This window comes from Gracilibacillus halophilus YIM-C55.5 (assembly GCF_000359605.1).
GTDB lineage: Bacteria > Bacillota > Bacilli > Bacillales > Amphibacillaceae > Gracilibacillus > Gracilibacillus halophilus.
This window is the reverse complement of record NZ_APML01000015.1, coordinates 1-16,212: the sequence shown is the minus strand read 5'-3', so window position 1 is coordinate 16,212 and position 16,212 is coordinate 1. Positions and strand designations below refer to the sequence as shown.

Here is a 16,212-nt window from a genome sequence, read left to right as displayed (position 1 = left end):
ATGAAGACAGAAAAGAGAGCTGAAATGATAAAAAAGTGCCGTCATAGCAGCAATGAAGACAAAAACAAGAGCTAAAATGATAAAAAAGATAGTATACCTTGATGGCATATACTATCTTTTCTTATCTTACATATACGATTATATAAAAAGTACGTGTTGTTGTTGCAGTTTTACGAGAGTTAAAATACTTGTTCAATTTCAGTGACGCCAGGAACTTCTGCCATCAATGCGCGTTCAATTCCTGCTTTTAATGTAATGGTAGAACTTGGACAGTTACCACATGCTCCCATGAGGCGCAAGCGGACAATTCCATCTTCCACATCAACTAATTCTACGTCACCACCATCACGTAATAAAAATGGACGTAGCTTACTTAATACTTCTTGTACTTGTTCTGATTGTTCTTCCATTTTCAATCGGCTCCTTTCATTCCTAACTTCAATGTGTTGAGGTAAGGAAGAAAAATCTATATTATGTGTAATTTAATGATAAAGATTTTCAATACTACTTCCATTTTATCATATTCGTATGATTTGTAAATTATCTAACTTTATCAATATAATAAAAAGCTAAAGAGAAAGTTATCTTTTGAAACGGAGGTTGTTCAATGCTAGCTTTTGCGACATACAATACATATGGTTTTCGATTGAAAGGTGATCATCAAGAACGGGTGGCTGGTCTTCATTCGATCGGAAAGGAAACACGCACAGAGCATTCTTATGTGTGGAATGGATTAGAGCGAAAAGAAGTAGGGCGTATTGTTTTTCAATATACATTAAACGGACATGGTGCAATTCGGGTGGGAGATCATACATATACGTTATCAAAAGGTGATGCATTTTTTGTGGAGATTCCGAGCGATCATTGTTATTACTTACCACCTGACTCTGAAAAGTGGGAATTTATATTTATAACAGTTTACGGGGAAGAAGCACATAGGTGTTTTCAATCAATGACAGCAAATTATGGACATATCTTTCATTGGCCCAATCATTCACGTCCGATTAAACATATTTTACGACTGATCGAAATCATTGAAACGACTGGTATTCATCATGGATACGAGGCGAGTGGCTATGCGTATCAATTTTTAATGGAATGCATGCAATATCTTGAATATGACCAACAGAAAGAAGGACATTTACCCGTTGCAGTGGCCAAAGCGATGACTTTTATGAAGGAGAACTATGCAAATGATATTGGTTTAGATGATATTGTGACGATCTCAGGGTTGTCGAAATATCATTTTACAAGATTATTTGCTAAATCATTAAAAGACACACCGATGCAATTTTTGACGAAAATCCGAATAGAAGAGGGCATATATTTGTTGCAACACACCAATCATTCTATTGCAGACATTGCCAATAAGGTAGGCTTCTCATCAAGTAATTATTTTAGTAAAGTATTTAAAAGTATACTAAATGAAACACCAACAAAATATCGTCAAAACAAGTCCGTCATGCCAGTTGATCGTTTGTTCATAGACTAAATTTATAGCAATATATTACACATTTCAAATTTATTTACGGTTGTAAACGTTTACTTGAGGACTTATGATGAACGTAGTATATAGCAATTTTATACGAATCATAAGGAGGTAAGAAATATGTCTAAAATAACATTTTTAGGAGCAGGAAGCACGGTTTTTGCTAAAAATTTACTAGGTGACTGTATGACGGTAGATGCGTTGCAAGATTTTGAGTTTGCATTATACGATATTGATCATGAACGATTACATGATTCAGAAATGATGTTAAATAATTTGAAAAAAAGTTTGCATTCAACTGTAACCGTGAAAGCGTATCATGATCGTAAGGAAGCACTGCGCGGGTCAAAATATGTTATAAATGCGATTCAAGTTGGTGGCTATGATCCATGTACGATTACAGATTTTGAAGTACCGAAAAAATATGGCTTGCGACAAACGATCGCAGACACACTAGGAATTGGCGGTATCTTTCGTAACTTAAGAACAATTCCAGTCATGCAGGCGTTTGCTCGTGATATGAAGGAAGTTTGCCCAGATGCATGGTTCTTAAATTATACGAATCCAATGGCGGTATTAACGAATGTTATGTTGAAAGAAGGAATCAAGACGGTTGGATTGTGCCATAGTGTTCAAGTTTGTGCCGATGAATTACTAGATGCATTAGATATGCCAAAAGATCAGATCCAATGGAAAATCGCTGGCATCAACCATATGGCATGGTTATTAGAAATTACACGAAATGGTGAAGACTTATATCCAGAAATTAAAAGGCGAGCGAAGGAAAAACAAAAAGAAACTCATGATGATATGGTGCGATTCGAATTAATGGATAAATTCGGTTACTATGTCACAGAATCGTCTGAGCATAACGCAGAATATCATCCTTATTTTATTAAGAGTCAGTACCCAGAATTGATTAATCAACTGAATATTCCATTGGATGAGTATCCGCGCCGTTGTGTGAATCAAATCGAAGAATGGAAACAAATGCGTGATGATATCGTCAATGATGAAAACCTTCAACATGAACGTACACACGAATATGGATCTTATATTATTGAAGCGATGGAAACGAATCAGCCGATAAAAATTGGAGGTAATGTATTAAATACGGGACGTTTGATTAGTAATTTGCCTGAGAATGCAGTTGTTGAAGTGCCATGTTTAGTAGACGCCAGTGGTGTAAATCCAACTTATGTTGGCGACTTACCAGAACAACTAGCGGCGTTAAATCGCACGAATATTAATACCCAACTAGTAACAATTGAAGCTGCATTAACACAAAAGAAAGAAAAAATTTATCAAGCAGCGTTATTAGATCCCCATACGGCTGCTGAATTATCCATGGATGATATCATTGCATTATGTGACGACTTAATCGAAGCACATGGTGATTGGCTTCCGGAATATAAATAAAAAACAATCTTAAATAGCTATCGATAAAAAAATAGACAAAAACGGACTAATTTTCCCTGATAGAAATTAGTCCGTTTTTTAATATTAAGATGATGCATTTGCTAGTTAATAAGTAAAATTATAAGTATATTTTTAGTAAAAATAAATAAATGTCAACGAATTTTTTTATTAATACATATTGTAAACGCTTTAATTATGTGATAAAGTTAATATAACTTAATAAAAATTTACTAAATAAAAATCTTTAAAGATTATAATTTTACTAAATTCGAGGGCAGTGATGATGTATGACGACGATAAAAGATATTGCGGATAAGTCTAATGTTTCTCCTGCAACCGTATCAAGAGTTTTAAACAATGATGAATCCTTATCTGTTGCAGAAGAAACGCGTCAAAGAATATTGGATGTTGCCAATAGCTTAGATTATAAAACGATGAGTGTTCGGAAAAAGCAAATTGATAAAAAGAATGTCACTTATAAAGTTGGTATCTTTTTATGCCAATCTTTGGAGGAAGAACTGAGTGACCCTTATTTCTTATCAATTAGGCAAGGTGTTGAGCATCAATGTAAGGAATTAGGGATGGAATGTACAGAAATATATCGAATTTTTAATGTGGAACTATCAAAAATTAATGAAGAACTTGATGGACTTATCGTCATCGGAAAAATCGATACAGAAGTCATTAAGCAATTAAGTGAAAAAATAAAGCATTTTGTTTATGTAGATTATTCACCTAATGAACATTTATACGATTCAGTTACATTTGACTTCAAGAACGCAACAAACTTAGCATTAGATCATTTGTTTCAGTTAGGTTATAAGCGAATCGGCTACATTGGAGGTCATCAAGCGGAACATACGAAAGGAATGAAAAGAAAATTTGAAGATGATCGCTATATCTATTATAAACAAACGATGCAACAATTGAATCAATACAATCCTGATCATGAATTTATAGGTGAATTTACAATGTCAGAAGGTTACCGCTTAATGACTGAAGCCATACAACAAGGCAATTTACCAGAAGCGTTCTTTATAGCAAGTGATCCAATGGCTATTGGAGCATTGAGAGCACTGCAAGAAAGACATATAAAAGTACCAGACGATATAGCTATAGTAAGTTTTGATGATGTAGAAATGGCTAAATTCGCCAGTTGTCCTTTGTCAACAGTTCATATTCCAACAGAACTAATGGGAAGAACGGGTGTGAAATTATTAATGGATCGTTTAAAAGGTCGTGAAACACCCTTAAAAGTTACCGTTCCTACGAGTTTTGTTCAAAGAGAAAGTTGTGGAGCAAATAAGTAAGTATAAAGTGATTTGTGACTACTTTAAGGAGGTGATAACCGATATTACTGCAGGCTGCAAAAGAACGATAGCCCTAGAAAGTCTTAGTGGGACACTTCTAGGACTAATAGCACTCTCGGTGAAGAGTACACTATTAATTATAATAGTAAAAATGTACTCCTAGCAACTATTTGATTTGGTCAACTATTCAAAAGAAAAGGGGTAAAATGATGAAGACATATTTGAAAGCGCTTTTATCGATTGGTTTAATTTCAATTTTATTAATGGGATGTTCAAGTGGAGACTCATCAAATGGATCAAACGGTGAGGGTAATAATGAAGGTGATGGTGTCACATTATCTTTATATTCGACAGTTACAGTTGAATCGGACAAACAAGCATTAGAAGACGTTATTACCAAATTCGAAGAAGAACATGAGAACATAAACATTGATCATAACTTCCCAGGTGATGGGTATGAAAGTCAATTGCGTGTAAAAATGGCTGCGAATGATATGCCAGACTTATTTGATACACATGGATGGGCAAAGAATCGATATGGTGAGTATGTTATGAATTTACAAAACATGGATTGGGTATCAGATTTAGATCCCGCATTGGAAAGCATATTTAAAGATGAAGAAGGAAAAGTATATGCTTATCCAATCAACCAAGCAAAAGATGGACTGACTTATAATAAAAATGTATTAGATGAATACGGTATTGACCCCCCGAAAACATTTGACGATTTTATGAGTGCGTTACAAACAATTGAAGAAGAAAGTAATGGAGAAGTGACACCATTTTGGTTTGCTGGTAATGATGCAGGTCAATTTGGACAATATTTTGATCAATTTGCAACACCGCTATTAATTACACATCCTGACCATAACTATAGTGATTCTTTGCTAGATGGAAGTTTTGACTGGTCAAATTACACCTTCTTACCAGAGAAATTATTAGAAATGAATGAAAGTGGTTTGTTAAATGATGATGTATTAACAGCTCAATTACATCAACGCACACAATTATTAGCGCAAGGAAAAATTGCCTTTGTTATGGCAACGGTTCCGGTTGATTCTGTGAAAGAATTAAATCCAGATGCTGAATTAGGAGTGATGCCCGTACCAGCTATACATGAGGGCGATGACCCTAGCTGGATCGGCGGTGAACGCCACTCAATGGCAATTTGGAAAGATACGGAGCATCCTGAAGAAGCAAAGAAATTTATTGAATTTTTATCGAAACCAGAAAACGTGAAAACATTAGCGGAAGGTACATCTTTACCAGCTGGATTAACAAATGCAACTGCAGATATATATTATCAAAAATACTATGATCAATACTCAGACATCAAAGTAAGACCATATTTTGATCGTGTGTATTTGCCAAGTGGAATGTGGGAGCCAATGGGAACAACAGGACAAGAATTATTATCTGAAACGCTGTCACCTGAAGAAGTTTCTGAGCAAATGTCAAAAGAATATACTCGATTATTAGAACAAGAGAATTCAGAAGAATAATCGGATGGACGAGTAGGTATTTCTCCTACTCGTTCACCCTAATAGGAGTTGAATCAGATGAGTATGCAGATAAAGAAACCTGCGAAAATTGGAAGACATTCGTCTCTTTGGTGGATGTATTTGCCAGCATTCCTGTTTGTTGCCTTTTTTATTGTATACCCTTTCCTAGACGGAATTCGGATTTCGTTTACTAATTGGAATGGTTTCTCACAAAATTCAGATTTTGTAGGATTCCAGCAATATACACGAATGCTGACAGATCCTGATACATGGACAGTAGTAAGGAACACATTATTATATGGGATAGGCAGTACAATTTTTCAAAATGTCTTAGGTTTAGGCTATGCGTTGTTGTTAAATCAAAGTATTAAATTTAAAGCAATAACAAGAACGATTGTTTATTTACCAGTCATTATTAGTCCATTAATCATGGGATATATTTGGTATTTCTTCTTTGCTTATCAAAATGGTGCATTAAATGACGTGTTAATGGGCTTAGGTTTAGATAAAATTAACGCTTTAGGTAATCCAGACTTAAATATTTGGATCATTGTATTTGTTAATACGTTTCAATTTGTGGGTATAGCCATGATTATTTATCTAGCTGGTCTACAGAGTATATCTAAAGATTTCTATGAAGCAGCAGACATTGATGGTGCGACTTCTTTTCAACAGTTTAAAAATATTACATTACCATTAATTATGCCGTCAGTAACGATTAATATGGTAGTTAATATTATAGGTGGCTTGAAACTATTTGATGTCATTATTTCCTTAACTGGTGGTGGGCCAGGAAATTCATCACAATCCATGTCTACCTTTATGTATGATTTATATTTTGCCCGTCAAGATGCTGGTTACGCCGCAACGCAAGGTGTGCTCATGATGATTATTATCTTAATATTGAGTTTTTCAGCACTTATCTACTTCCGACGTAAGGAGGTTGAAGCATAATGGATTTTTCTTCGAGAAAGAAAAAAACTGTTCTTTCAATTATAGCAATTGTCGTTACCATATTTCATTTTATGCCTTTTTATATTTTAATGACAACGGCATCGAAAGCAAAAGGTGACTTTAGCTCAAAATGGGTATTTCCTTCAACTATCAATTGGTCCAATTTCACTGAAGCCTGGCAAATGGCTAGTTTAGGGAATTCATTGTGGAACACAACAGTGATCACGTTTTTTGCAGCGATTTTACTGATTGTTTTCGGATCTATGGCTGCATATCCATTAGCAAGGCGACAAACAAAGTTAAACAAATTTATGTATATGTTCTTCATATCTATTATGGTTGTGCCACCATTAGCGGCTTTAGTCCCTTTGTATCAATTAGTCGTAGATATTGGCTTAATGAATACAAGAACGGTAGCTGTATTAAATAACGTAGCAGCATTTCTTCCACTAACCATTTTCTTATATGCGGGATTTATTCGTTCAACTATTCCTAAATCGCTTGAAGAATCAGCAAGAATCGATGGAGCAAGTACAGTGGGGATTTTTTTCCGAATCGTCTTCCCATTATTAAAACCAGTTACTGCATCAGTTTTGATTATTTCGTGCGTGTTTATTTGGAATGATTATCAGTTTGCGATCTTCTTCTTACAAGATCAATCAGTACAAACGATGACAGTCGCTTTATCGAAATTTTTTGGTGCGAATACAAATAATTTAAATTTAGTAGCGGCAGCAGCTATCATCGCAATGCTTCCAATGGTCGTATTGTTCCTATTCTTACAAAAGTACTTTATCAAAGGGTTAGCATCAGGATCAGTAAAAGGGTAAAGGAGATTTCTAGCAATGCCAATTATATACAATGACCAAACAAATGAATTTCACTTACAAACCAAACATTCGAGTTATATTTTTAATATACTTGAAAATAGCCAATTAGGTCATCTTTATTATGGCAAAAGAATACGTCATAAAAATTCATTTCATCATTTATTAGAAACGGGTCACCGTTCGAATATCACTTATTTACAAGAAGGAGATATGACATTTTCGTTAGAACAAACGAAGCAAGAATATCCTTCTTATGGTACAACTGATTTTCGTGAACCTGCTTTTCAAATTATACAAGAAAATGGTAGTCGAATTACTGATTTTAAGTATAAAAGTCATAAGATTTATCAAGGGAAGCCGAAATTAAATGGCTTACCTGCCACTTATACCGAGGCTGGTGATGACGTTGAAACATTGGAAGTCTATCTATACGACGAAGTCATCGCTGCGGAATTGTTATTAATATATTCTGTTTTTGAAGAGTATGATGCCATTGTTCGAAGTGCAAATTTTAAGAACTGTGGTGAAAAGAATTTACATTTATCTCGGGTAATGAGTATGAATGTTGATTTACCTGATGCAGATTATGAAATGATGCAGTTGTCTGGGGCGTGGATTCGTGAGCGACACGTCAAGTCACGTAAACTTGAATCTGGTATTCAACAAATTTCTAGTACGCGAGGCGCAAGTAGTAGTCAGCATAATCCATTTCTTGCACTGAAACGATCGCATACAACGGAATTTGATGGTGATGTGTATGGATTTAGCTTCGTTTATAGTGGGAATTTTCTTGCACAGGTTGAAGTTGATTATCTAAATGTAGCTCGCGTTAGCCTCGGAATTCATCCATTTGATTTTCATTGGTTATTAGAACAAGGCGAAAGTTTTCAAACACCTGAAGTAGTAATGACTTATTCGAATGAAGGGTTAAATGGAATGAGTCAAAACTTCCACCAATTATACCAAAGTCGACTGGTTCGTGGAAAATGGCGAGATCATACCCGGCCAATATTAACAAATAACTGGGAAGGTACGTATTTTGATTTTAATGAAGAAAAAATTGTAGAAATGGCCAAACAATCAAAAGAGTTGGGTGTTGAACTATTTGTATTAGATGATGGTTGGTTTGGTAAACGTGACGATGACACTACGTCTTTAGGTGATTGGTATGTCGATTATGATAAATTACCGAATGGAATCACAGGTTTAGCAGAAAAAATAACGGATCTTGGTATGGCATTTGGCTTATGGTTCGAGCCAGAAATGGTCTCAAAAATGAGTCAACTTTACAAAACACATCCTGATTGGATGATTCATGTACCTGATCGTCAACCATCCCATGGACGAAACCAATACGTGCTTGATTTTTCTAGGAAGGAAGTAGTTGACGCTATTTATGACATGATGGCACAGGTTTTACGTGATGCACCAATTTCTTACGTGAAATGGGATATGAATCGTTACATGACAGAGATTGGTTCTGCAGCTTTGCCTCCTAATCGACAACAAGAAGTTACTCACCGTTATATTTTGGGTGTCTATGATTTATATGAACGATTAACGTCAGAGTTTCCGAACGTTTTATTTGAATCATGCGCTAGTGGCGGTTGCCGTTTTGATCCAGGAATGCTATATTATGCCCCGCAAACTTGGACGAGTGATAATACTGATGCCATTGAACGACTGAACATTCAATATGGAACATCTTATGTTTATCCAATCAGTACGATGGGAGCTCACGTTTCAGCTGTACCAAATCATCAAGTAGGTCGAATGACAAGCTTACGGACTCGCGCGGAAGTAGCTTATTTCGGAGCTTTTGGTTACGAGTTAGATGTGACTACATTATCGAATGAAGATAAGTCAATCGTAAAAGAACAAATCGATTTCTTTAAACAACATCGAGAAACCTTTCAATTTGGTTCGTTTTATCGGCTAAACAGTCCGTTTGAAAAGGACGGAAATCGAACGTCGTGGATCGTAGTAGCAAAAGACCAATCGAAGGCGATCGTTGGAGATTATCATGTATTGTGTAAGCCGAATGAAGGGTTTAGGCGACTACAATTAAAAGGGTTAGAAGAAAGCGCCAGTTACCAAATTGAAGGTTATGAAGGTATTTATAATGGTGATGAGTTAATGGAGATTGGTATTTTGCTAGACCATGAACGATTCAAAGAATATCCTGAGCATCATGTGTCTGGTGATTTCTATTCACGTTTATTTGTACTCTATAAATATTCATAAAAAATGCAGGATCTCTACTTTTACGTGGAGATCCTTTTTCTTTGTCTAGCGGCTATAAAATTCAGTTATTATGGATGATCCTTATGATGTAATTTACTTACGCACCGGAACTGGTGTTACAGTCGGATCTTTTTCGTTGAATAATATTGGTTCAGCTATACGTTTACGGAAAAATTGAATGAATGGACCTGTGAAAAAAGCCAGTATGATCGTGGCAACACCTATGACTGCCCCAAAAGAAAACCCAATACCCACACATAAAAGATCAGTTGTAATTCTGGCAGCTGGAAAAGGGATTTTTTCATTAGATAGTTTCATGATGACAAAAGCTAATGCGTCATATGGAGCCATACCTAAGTTAGGAGTAATATATAAAGCAACTCCTAAACTGGCGAAGATTACACCAATGAACATGATGGTTACCCTAATAGTAAGTATACTTAAGTCATCAAAGAATGCGGTATATCCGTAGACGATGAAATCTGATATAAATCCAATGCCAATCATATTTACAATTGTTCCGATACCAATCGATGATTTATAATAAAAGAATATAAGCACTAGTAGGATGATATTAAAAAATAACTGATAAACACCAAAAGAAAGTTGCAGGTTATTACTTATTCCTAAATTTAATGTGGAATATGGATCAGTCCCTAACGCACTGATTCGAAATAGGGCAACGGCAAGGCCGATAAATAAATTTCCGATAAGCATCATTAAAAATTTTTTGATCGATATATTTGTCATATCGTTGTACTCCTAGATGAAAGGCTGTTGAAAAGTGAAATCTTAGGTTTCTACTATAGAATTATTTGTGGTAAAGGTGGACACGTTTAAATTATATCTTATGTAGCGAAGAAATGGTAGGTTTTTAAGAAAGAAAAAGTCGTTTATTGCTTAGATGAAAATAAATAAGAATACGCCTTAATGAATGATTCGTATGTACTTTATTCTTCTGTTGGATTTTGCTATAATTTCGCTTATAAGGATGGAGTCGAGTTAGGTTTTTTGTATGTTGATAGTAGAGGTGTCACATTATGTTTTCGATAACGATTGATTTTTGTGTAACGAATCTAGCCAATGGGTCTCACCAGGCACAGAAACAGTTAGAAACAGATCCAGATTTAGAGGTCGTCGAACATCAGTGTCTACGATTGTGCGGGATCTGTCGCCTTCAACATGTTGCTGTTGTTAACGGAAAACCCATTACAGCCTCTACACCAGACGAGTTAGTCGAACAAGTTTACGAATATATCGACGAAGAACTGATTCATGAGTTGTGAAAGAAGGGATAAACATGAATATACCATTTACAAAAATGCATGGTTTAGGAAATAGCTATATATTTGTTGATTTATTCAAGTTTTCATTGGCGGAGGATACCCTTAGTGATTTAGCACAAACTGTATCTGATCAAAATTTTGGAATCGGATCAGACGGATTAATTCTCATTCATCCGAGTGAAGTTGCTGAGGTGGGGATGCGGATATTCAATAAAGATGGTTCGGAAGGAAAAAACTGTGGCAATGGGTTACGTTGTGTGGCGAAATATGCTTACGAAGAAGAATTGATCAACCAAAAAAAGTTTGCTATTGAAACAAAAGGTGGAAATGTCACCGCTGAAGTTCATGGAGATCGAGCATGTATCGACCAAGTGACAGTTGATATGGGAGAACCAATATTAGAAAGAAGTCGGATTCCTATGCAAGGTGATCATGCATCAAAAGTAGTGGCAGAACCATTTGAAATAGAAGGGGAAAAAATGTCTGTAACAGCTGTTTCGATGGGAAATCCTCACGCTGTATTTTTTGTTGATCAGATGGACAATGCGCCTCTATACGAACTTGGGCCAATTATTTCTAACGACAAGCGATTTCCGGAAGGGGTTAACGTTGAATTTATCGAAAAAGTGAATGACGAAGAGTTGCATTTCCGTGTATGGGAGCGTGGTTCAGGTGTTACGCAAGCTTGTGGGACAGGTGCGTGTGCGGCTGTGGTAGCAGCAACGCTGAATCAAGCATTGAATCAAGATAAAGAAATCACTGTACACCTTGCCGGTGGCGATTTATATATTACGTGGGCATCGGATGGCCGGGTATGGATGCGAGGAAAAGCAGAAACCACCATAGCAGGAACGTTTTATTGGGAAAGATAAAAGACATTTTAAAACAGAAAGATTGAACTAGTATTTGTTCCCTTGTATACTGTAAGTAAAGAATACACATACTCTAGATAGAAAAAGGAGTTTTTCTATGGTTTTAAATATTACTGATAATGCGAGATATCAGATAGAAGAAATGATGAAGGAAGAAGATCCAGAAACTGTTCGTCTGCGCTTTGGAGTAAAAGGTGGAGGCTGTAGTGGTTTATCATACTCTCTTGGTTTCGATTATGATGTAAATGATGAATTGGATCACGTAGAAGAAGTAAATGGTATTCCTGTTACAATCAAAAAATTTGATATTGATGTCATTGAAGGAACGACCATCGATTTCAAGCAAAACATGATGGGTGGCGGATTTACGATCGATAACCCGAATGCCATGGTATCATGTGGGTGTGGATCTTCCTTTAAAGCGAAGGAACGAGAAGGTACACCGGAAAATTGTTAAAAAAAAGGCCCAACAGTCTATTTTGTGACTGTTGGGCTTTTTTTAAAACATGCTAGTTGAGTGTTTTGGTTGTACACGTGCTTTTGGGTTCATATAGGCCATTGCATTATTGACAGCTGTTGGACCTTCCCCAAATCCAGAAGCGATTAAATTGACTTTTCCAGGATAGGTGCAAATATCACCCGCAGAATAGATTCCTGTCACATTCGTCTCCATTTTTGAATTGACAACAATGCTGTTTTTATCAATTTCTAAGCCCCAATTTTTAATTGGACCAAGTGATGAAATAAATCCGTAATTGACTAATACGTGATCCGCATCCAATATCTTCTCATTATCACCTTTTGCTTCTTTGACAACAACTTGTTCGATGTAATCTTCACCAATAAAACGCTCAGGCACATAAGGCGTTAAGATATTTACCTTCGATTGATGAAGTGATTCGACACTATGTTCATGGGCGCGGAATGTATCTCGTCGGTGTACAATCGACACTTCTTTTGCAATCGGTTCGAGCATAAGAGCCCAATCAACAGCTGAATCTCCACCACCAAACAGAACGACACGTTGATCACGGAATTGATCCATATTATCAACAAAATAGTGAAGGTTTTTATCTTCAAATGGTTCGGCGTTGTCTAATTTTAATTTCCTTGGTTGGAAAGCACCATTTCCGCCTGTAATGATAATCACTTTGGAAAAGTGTTCTTCGGTAGGTGTCGTTATACGGAACGTTTCATCTTCTAAACGTTCTACTCTTTCGACAGACTGATTTAAGACAATCTCTGGATCAAATAAATCCGCCTGTTCTTGCAAGTTGTCTACTAGTTCTTGCGCACGAACTTTTGGAAACCCGGCGACATCATATATATATTTTTCTGGATATAATGCACTGAGTTGTCCACCAATTTGTGGTAGACTTTCAATTATTTTAACGGACGCCTGGCGCATACCACCATAAAAAGCAGTGAATAAACCGACTGGCCCAGCGCCGATAATCGTTATATCATAAACCTCATTAGACATATTTCAATCCCCCTATAAGAAACATACGTCAATGACTCATATTGTAACACAATTTACAAATAAATGAATAGTAACTACTTTTGAAAGTCTTTTAAGAGATTTTTAAGGGTTGAAAAATGTCGTAAAAAAGTCTAATATATATTAGGGACTTAATATATATTTTTGTTTCATTACATTTAATTACGTGAAATATATCACGTACACAAAAAATACTTAAATGGATAGGTGTGAGAGGCATGAACAAACCAAATATCGTGATTTTGGGGGCAGGTTATGGCGGTTTAACAACTGCTGTGAAACTGCAAAAAGAGCTAGGGGTAAATGATGCACACATTACGTTAGTAAACAAAAATGACTACCACTATGAATCTACTTGGTTGCACGAAAATGCAGCAGGTACATTACATCATGATCGTAGTCGTGTCAAAATTCAAGACATCATCAATTCAGCGAAAATTAATTTTGTTCAAGACACAGTTACTGCGATCAAACCAGATGAAAAGAAAGTAGAACTAGAAGACGGTATGCTAGAATATGACTATTTAGTTGTAGGACTCGGTTTTGAAGCGGCTACTTTTGGCATTCCAGGATTACTAGAAAATGCCTTTACAATTGGTAGTATTAACAAAGCACGTTTGATTCGAGAGCATATCGAGTATCAATTTGCAAAGTATAATAATGAAGCAGAACCAAAACCGGAACGTTTAACATTTGTTGTCGGCGGTGGCGGTTTTACCGGTATCGAATTTTTAGGGGAATTAGCGAACCGTATTCCAGAACTTTGTGAAGAATATGATATTGATCGCAGTAAAGTTCGTATCATTAACGTAGAAGCAATGGATACGATTATGCCAGGTTTTGATCCAGCATTAATTGAATATGCGATGAATTCATTAGAAGCTCGTGGTGTTGAATTTAAATTGGGAGCATTCTTGAAAGAAGTTCGTGAAGATGGTATTACGATTGAACAAAACGGTGAAAAACAAGATATACCATCATTAACCACTGTTTGGGCAGCGGGTGTTCGCGCTAACCACCTTGTAGAAGAGTCTGGTCTAGAACATAATCGAGGCAAAGTGGACGTAACACCAGAATTGCGTGCACCGTCACATGAAGATGTATTCGTCGTAGGTGATTGTGCGCTTATCTGGAATAAAGAAACCGACCGCCCATATCCACCAACAGCACAAATTGCTATGCAAGAAGCGGAAGTTTGTGCACATAATATTGCAGCACTTGTTAAAGGTGGCGAATTAGAACACTTTGAATTCAATGATCGAGGAACCGTTTGTTCTCTTGGTCATAATGATGCGATGGGTGCTGTACTCGGTGGCAAGAAACTTTACGGTTGGACAGCTACGGTGATGAAGAAAATGATTGATAATCGCGCACTGTTTAAAATCGGTGGCCTTGGACTTGTGTTGAAAAAAGGGAAATTGAATATCTTTACCAAATAAAAAGAAGCAGAGGCGAAAACCTCTGCTTCTTTAGCAACTGTGACAATTTCTTGACGTTGCTTGCTACAATCTGATGATCATAATACAATATGATCAGTAATAGAGGAAAAAGAAGGAGATACGTAATGATTCAATTAATTATTTCCATGTTATTATTTTTCGTGTTATTTTTCGGCATTAGTTTCATATTAAATATGATTTTAAAACAAACATGGTTGATGGTTATTGTTTTCCCCATCATCGTTGTGTTGATTGTTGATCCGTTTCCATTTTTCAACTACTTCACGCAACCTCTTCAATCATTTCAGACGGTAGGCCATGAGTTACTTGCTTTAGGTGTGCAAGATGTGTTTATCCTCGGTGCCGGTTTTGTTGGAACGATTGCTGCTGGCTTTGTCATTCGCTTTCTACGAAAAAGTGGCTATCAAATGTTTTAAGGTATAAAATATCGCTAGATTGGAAAGGATGACACCAAGAAAGGTGTGATCCTTTATGTTTATTTTGAAATGGATAAGAAGATGTGTATTCACGATTCTTTTCTGTTCGGCCGTTTTATCAACGTACACTTTCTTGTCAAATATCAGTGTGATGGAGGCCATGAATAATATCTATCAAGAAGAGCCAACTCAAATACTCACTCATCGTGATTATACTGTCGAACGAATGGAAAAGAAGCAGATAAAACACGTTGATGCGCCTCAAATCTACATTTCTAGCGAGCAAGTCGAACAGCCGGAAGGTTTAGAAGATACGCTCGATTTAGATCAGTATCGGACGAAAGAAGTGATTGCAACTGGATATACAGCTGGCGTTGAGTCAACGGGAAAGAGTCCCGATCATCCAGCTTACGGCATTACGTATTCTGGTGTAAAAGTAACAAGAGATTTATATTCTACGATTGCTGCAGACTTAACAGTGTTTCCGCTCGGAACAATTTTGTATATTCCTGATTATGGATTCGGGGTAGTCGCTGATAAAGGCGGAGCGATCAATGGGAACAAAATCGATTTATATTACCCTACCGTAGAACAAGTATATGATCAATGGGGGAAGAAACAAGTAGAAGTGTATGTGATCGAATACGGCGATGGAAAACTGACAGAACAAGTGTTAACCGATTTAAATAACACTGAAGCGTTACAAGTCTTCCGTTCAGAATATAAAGCTGAATAAACGATAAAAGAGGCTGGGACAAAACTAAATAACAAGAGCAAGAATCCGAACAATTTGACATTAAGCCGTAGGCAAAATACTTCGCTTTCCGCGGGCACGGCTTCAGCTAACTGTGTGAAGATGGACTCTTCACACAGTGGATCTTCAACTCGTGCGTTCCCGCAGGAGTCTCCGTATTTTGCCTAAGCGGTAT

16 protein-coding genes are annotated in these 16,212 nt (G+C 36.5%); 13 read left to right on the top strand and 3 right to left on the bottom strand.

What is annotated here, in order from left to right; translation table 11 throughout:
• Positions 1-179: 179 nt before the first annotated feature.
• The gene (locus tag J416_RS03545; RefSeq protein WP_003465036.1) at positions 180-410 is read right to left on the bottom strand and encodes a NifU family protein; all 231 of its coding nucleotides are present in this window, start codon (positions 408-410) and stop codon (positions 180-182) included.
• Between the two features lie 197 nt (positions 411-607).
• On the opposite strand from J416_RS03545, the gene J416_RS03540 reads away from it, so the two are divergent.
• The 7 genes from J416_RS03540 to J416_RS03510 all read left to right on the top strand — a co-directional run bounded on the left by J416_RS03540 (position 608) and on the right by J416_RS03510 (position 9,748).
• Positions 608-1,492 (top strand): AraC family transcriptional regulator, encoded by an 885-nt coding sequence (locus tag J416_RS03540; protein WP_003465033.1) that lies wholly within the window; start codon positions 608-610, stop codon positions 1,490-1,492.
• A gap of 117 nt (positions 1,493-1,609) precedes the next feature.
• The gene (melA, locus tag J416_RS03535; protein ID WP_003465030.1) at positions 1,610-2,908 is read left to right on the top strand and encodes an alpha-glucosidase/alpha-galactosidase; all 1,299 of its coding nucleotides are present in this window, start codon (positions 1,610-1,612) and stop codon (positions 2,906-2,908) included.
• A gap of 287 nt (positions 2,909-3,195) precedes the next feature.
• On the top strand, positions 3,196-4,218 hold the full coding sequence (locus J416_RS03530; protein WP_003465027.1) for a LacI family DNA-binding transcriptional regulator: 1,023 nt from the start codon (positions 3,196-3,198) through the stop codon (positions 4,216-4,218).
• Between the two features lie 209 nt (positions 4,219-4,427).
• Entirely contained in the window at positions 4,428-5,720 is a 1,293-nt protein-coding gene (locus J416_RS03525; protein WP_003465023.1) for an ABC transporter substrate-binding protein, read from the top strand.
• Positions 5,721-5,777: 57 nt separating this feature from the next.
• Positions 5,778-6,674, top strand: a complete 897-nt coding sequence (locus tag J416_RS03520; protein WP_003465020.1) for a carbohydrate ABC transporter permease — start codon at positions 5,778-5,780, stop codon at positions 6,672-6,674.
• The gene (locus J416_RS03515) at positions 6,674-7,504 is read left to right on the top strand and encodes a carbohydrate ABC transporter permease (RefSeq protein WP_003465018.1); all 831 of its coding nucleotides are present in this window, start codon (positions 6,674-6,676) and stop codon (positions 7,502-7,504) included. Before J416_RS03520 ends, J416_RS03515 begins: the two co-directional genes overlap by 1 nt.
• Before the next feature lie 15 nt (positions 7,505-7,519).
• Complete coding sequence (locus J416_RS03510) at positions 7,520-9,748, top strand: alpha-galactosidase (RefSeq protein WP_003465015.1); 2,229 nt, start codon at positions 7,520-7,522, stop codon at positions 9,746-9,748.
• A 93-nt stretch (positions 9,749-9,841) separates the two neighbouring features.
• Here the strand turns inward: J416_RS03510 and J416_RS03505 are convergent, their stop codons facing one another.
• Positions 9,842-10,498 (bottom strand): YczE/YyaS/YitT family protein, encoded by a 657-nt coding sequence (locus tag J416_RS03505; protein WP_003465013.1) that lies wholly within the window; start codon positions 10,496-10,498, stop codon positions 9,842-9,844.
• Between the two features lie 290 nt (positions 10,499-10,788).
• Here J416_RS03505 and J416_RS03500 point away from each other — a divergent pair, with 290 nt between their 5' ends.
• The 3 genes from J416_RS03500 (at position 10,789) to J416_RS03490 (ending at position 12,363) form a co-directional block, all read left to right on the top strand.
• Positions 10,789-11,034 (top strand): DUF1450 domain-containing protein, encoded by a 246-nt coding sequence (locus tag J416_RS03500; protein ID WP_003465012.1) that lies wholly within the window; start codon positions 10,789-10,791, stop codon positions 11,032-11,034.
• A 14-nt stretch (positions 11,035-11,048) separates the two neighbouring features.
• Positions 11,049-11,906: a diaminopimelate epimerase gene (gene dapF / locus J416_RS03495; RefSeq protein ID WP_003465010.1), complete on the top strand. Its 858-nt coding sequence runs from the start codon at positions 11,049-11,051 to the stop codon at positions 11,904-11,906.
• A gap of 97 nt (positions 11,907-12,003) precedes the next feature.
• Positions 12,004-12,363: a HesB/IscA family protein gene (locus tag J416_RS03490; RefSeq protein ID WP_003465008.1), complete on the top strand. Its 360-nt coding sequence runs from the start codon at positions 12,004-12,006 to the stop codon at positions 12,361-12,363.
• Positions 12,364-12,405: 42 nt separating this feature from the next.
• Here J416_RS03490 and J416_RS03485 read toward each other — a convergent pair whose 3' ends face one another.
• Complete coding sequence (locus J416_RS03485) at positions 12,406-13,389, bottom strand: NAD(P)/FAD-dependent oxidoreductase (RefSeq protein WP_003465006.1); 984 nt, start codon at positions 13,387-13,389, stop codon at positions 12,406-12,408.
• 236 nt (positions 13,390-13,625) lie between these two features.
• Here J416_RS03485 and J416_RS03480 point away from each other — a divergent pair, with 236 nt between their 5' ends.
• From J416_RS03480 to J416_RS03470, 3 genes are all read left to right on the top strand, one after another.
• Positions 13,626-14,846, top strand: a complete 1,221-nt coding sequence (locus J416_RS03480; RefSeq protein WP_003465003.1) for an NAD(P)/FAD-dependent oxidoreductase — start codon at positions 13,626-13,628, stop codon at positions 14,844-14,846.
• A gap of 125 nt (positions 14,847-14,971) precedes the next feature.
• Positions 14,972-15,283, top strand: coding sequence for a YuiB family protein (locus J416_RS03475; protein WP_003465001.1), 312 nt, complete (start codon positions 14,972-14,974; stop codon positions 15,281-15,283).
• Between the two features lie 160 nt (positions 15,284-15,443).
• Entirely contained in the window at positions 15,444-16,019 is a 576-nt protein-coding gene (locus J416_RS03470) for a 3D domain-containing protein (RefSeq protein ID WP_003464999.1), read from the top strand.
• Positions 16,020-16,212 lie beyond the last annotated feature (193 nt).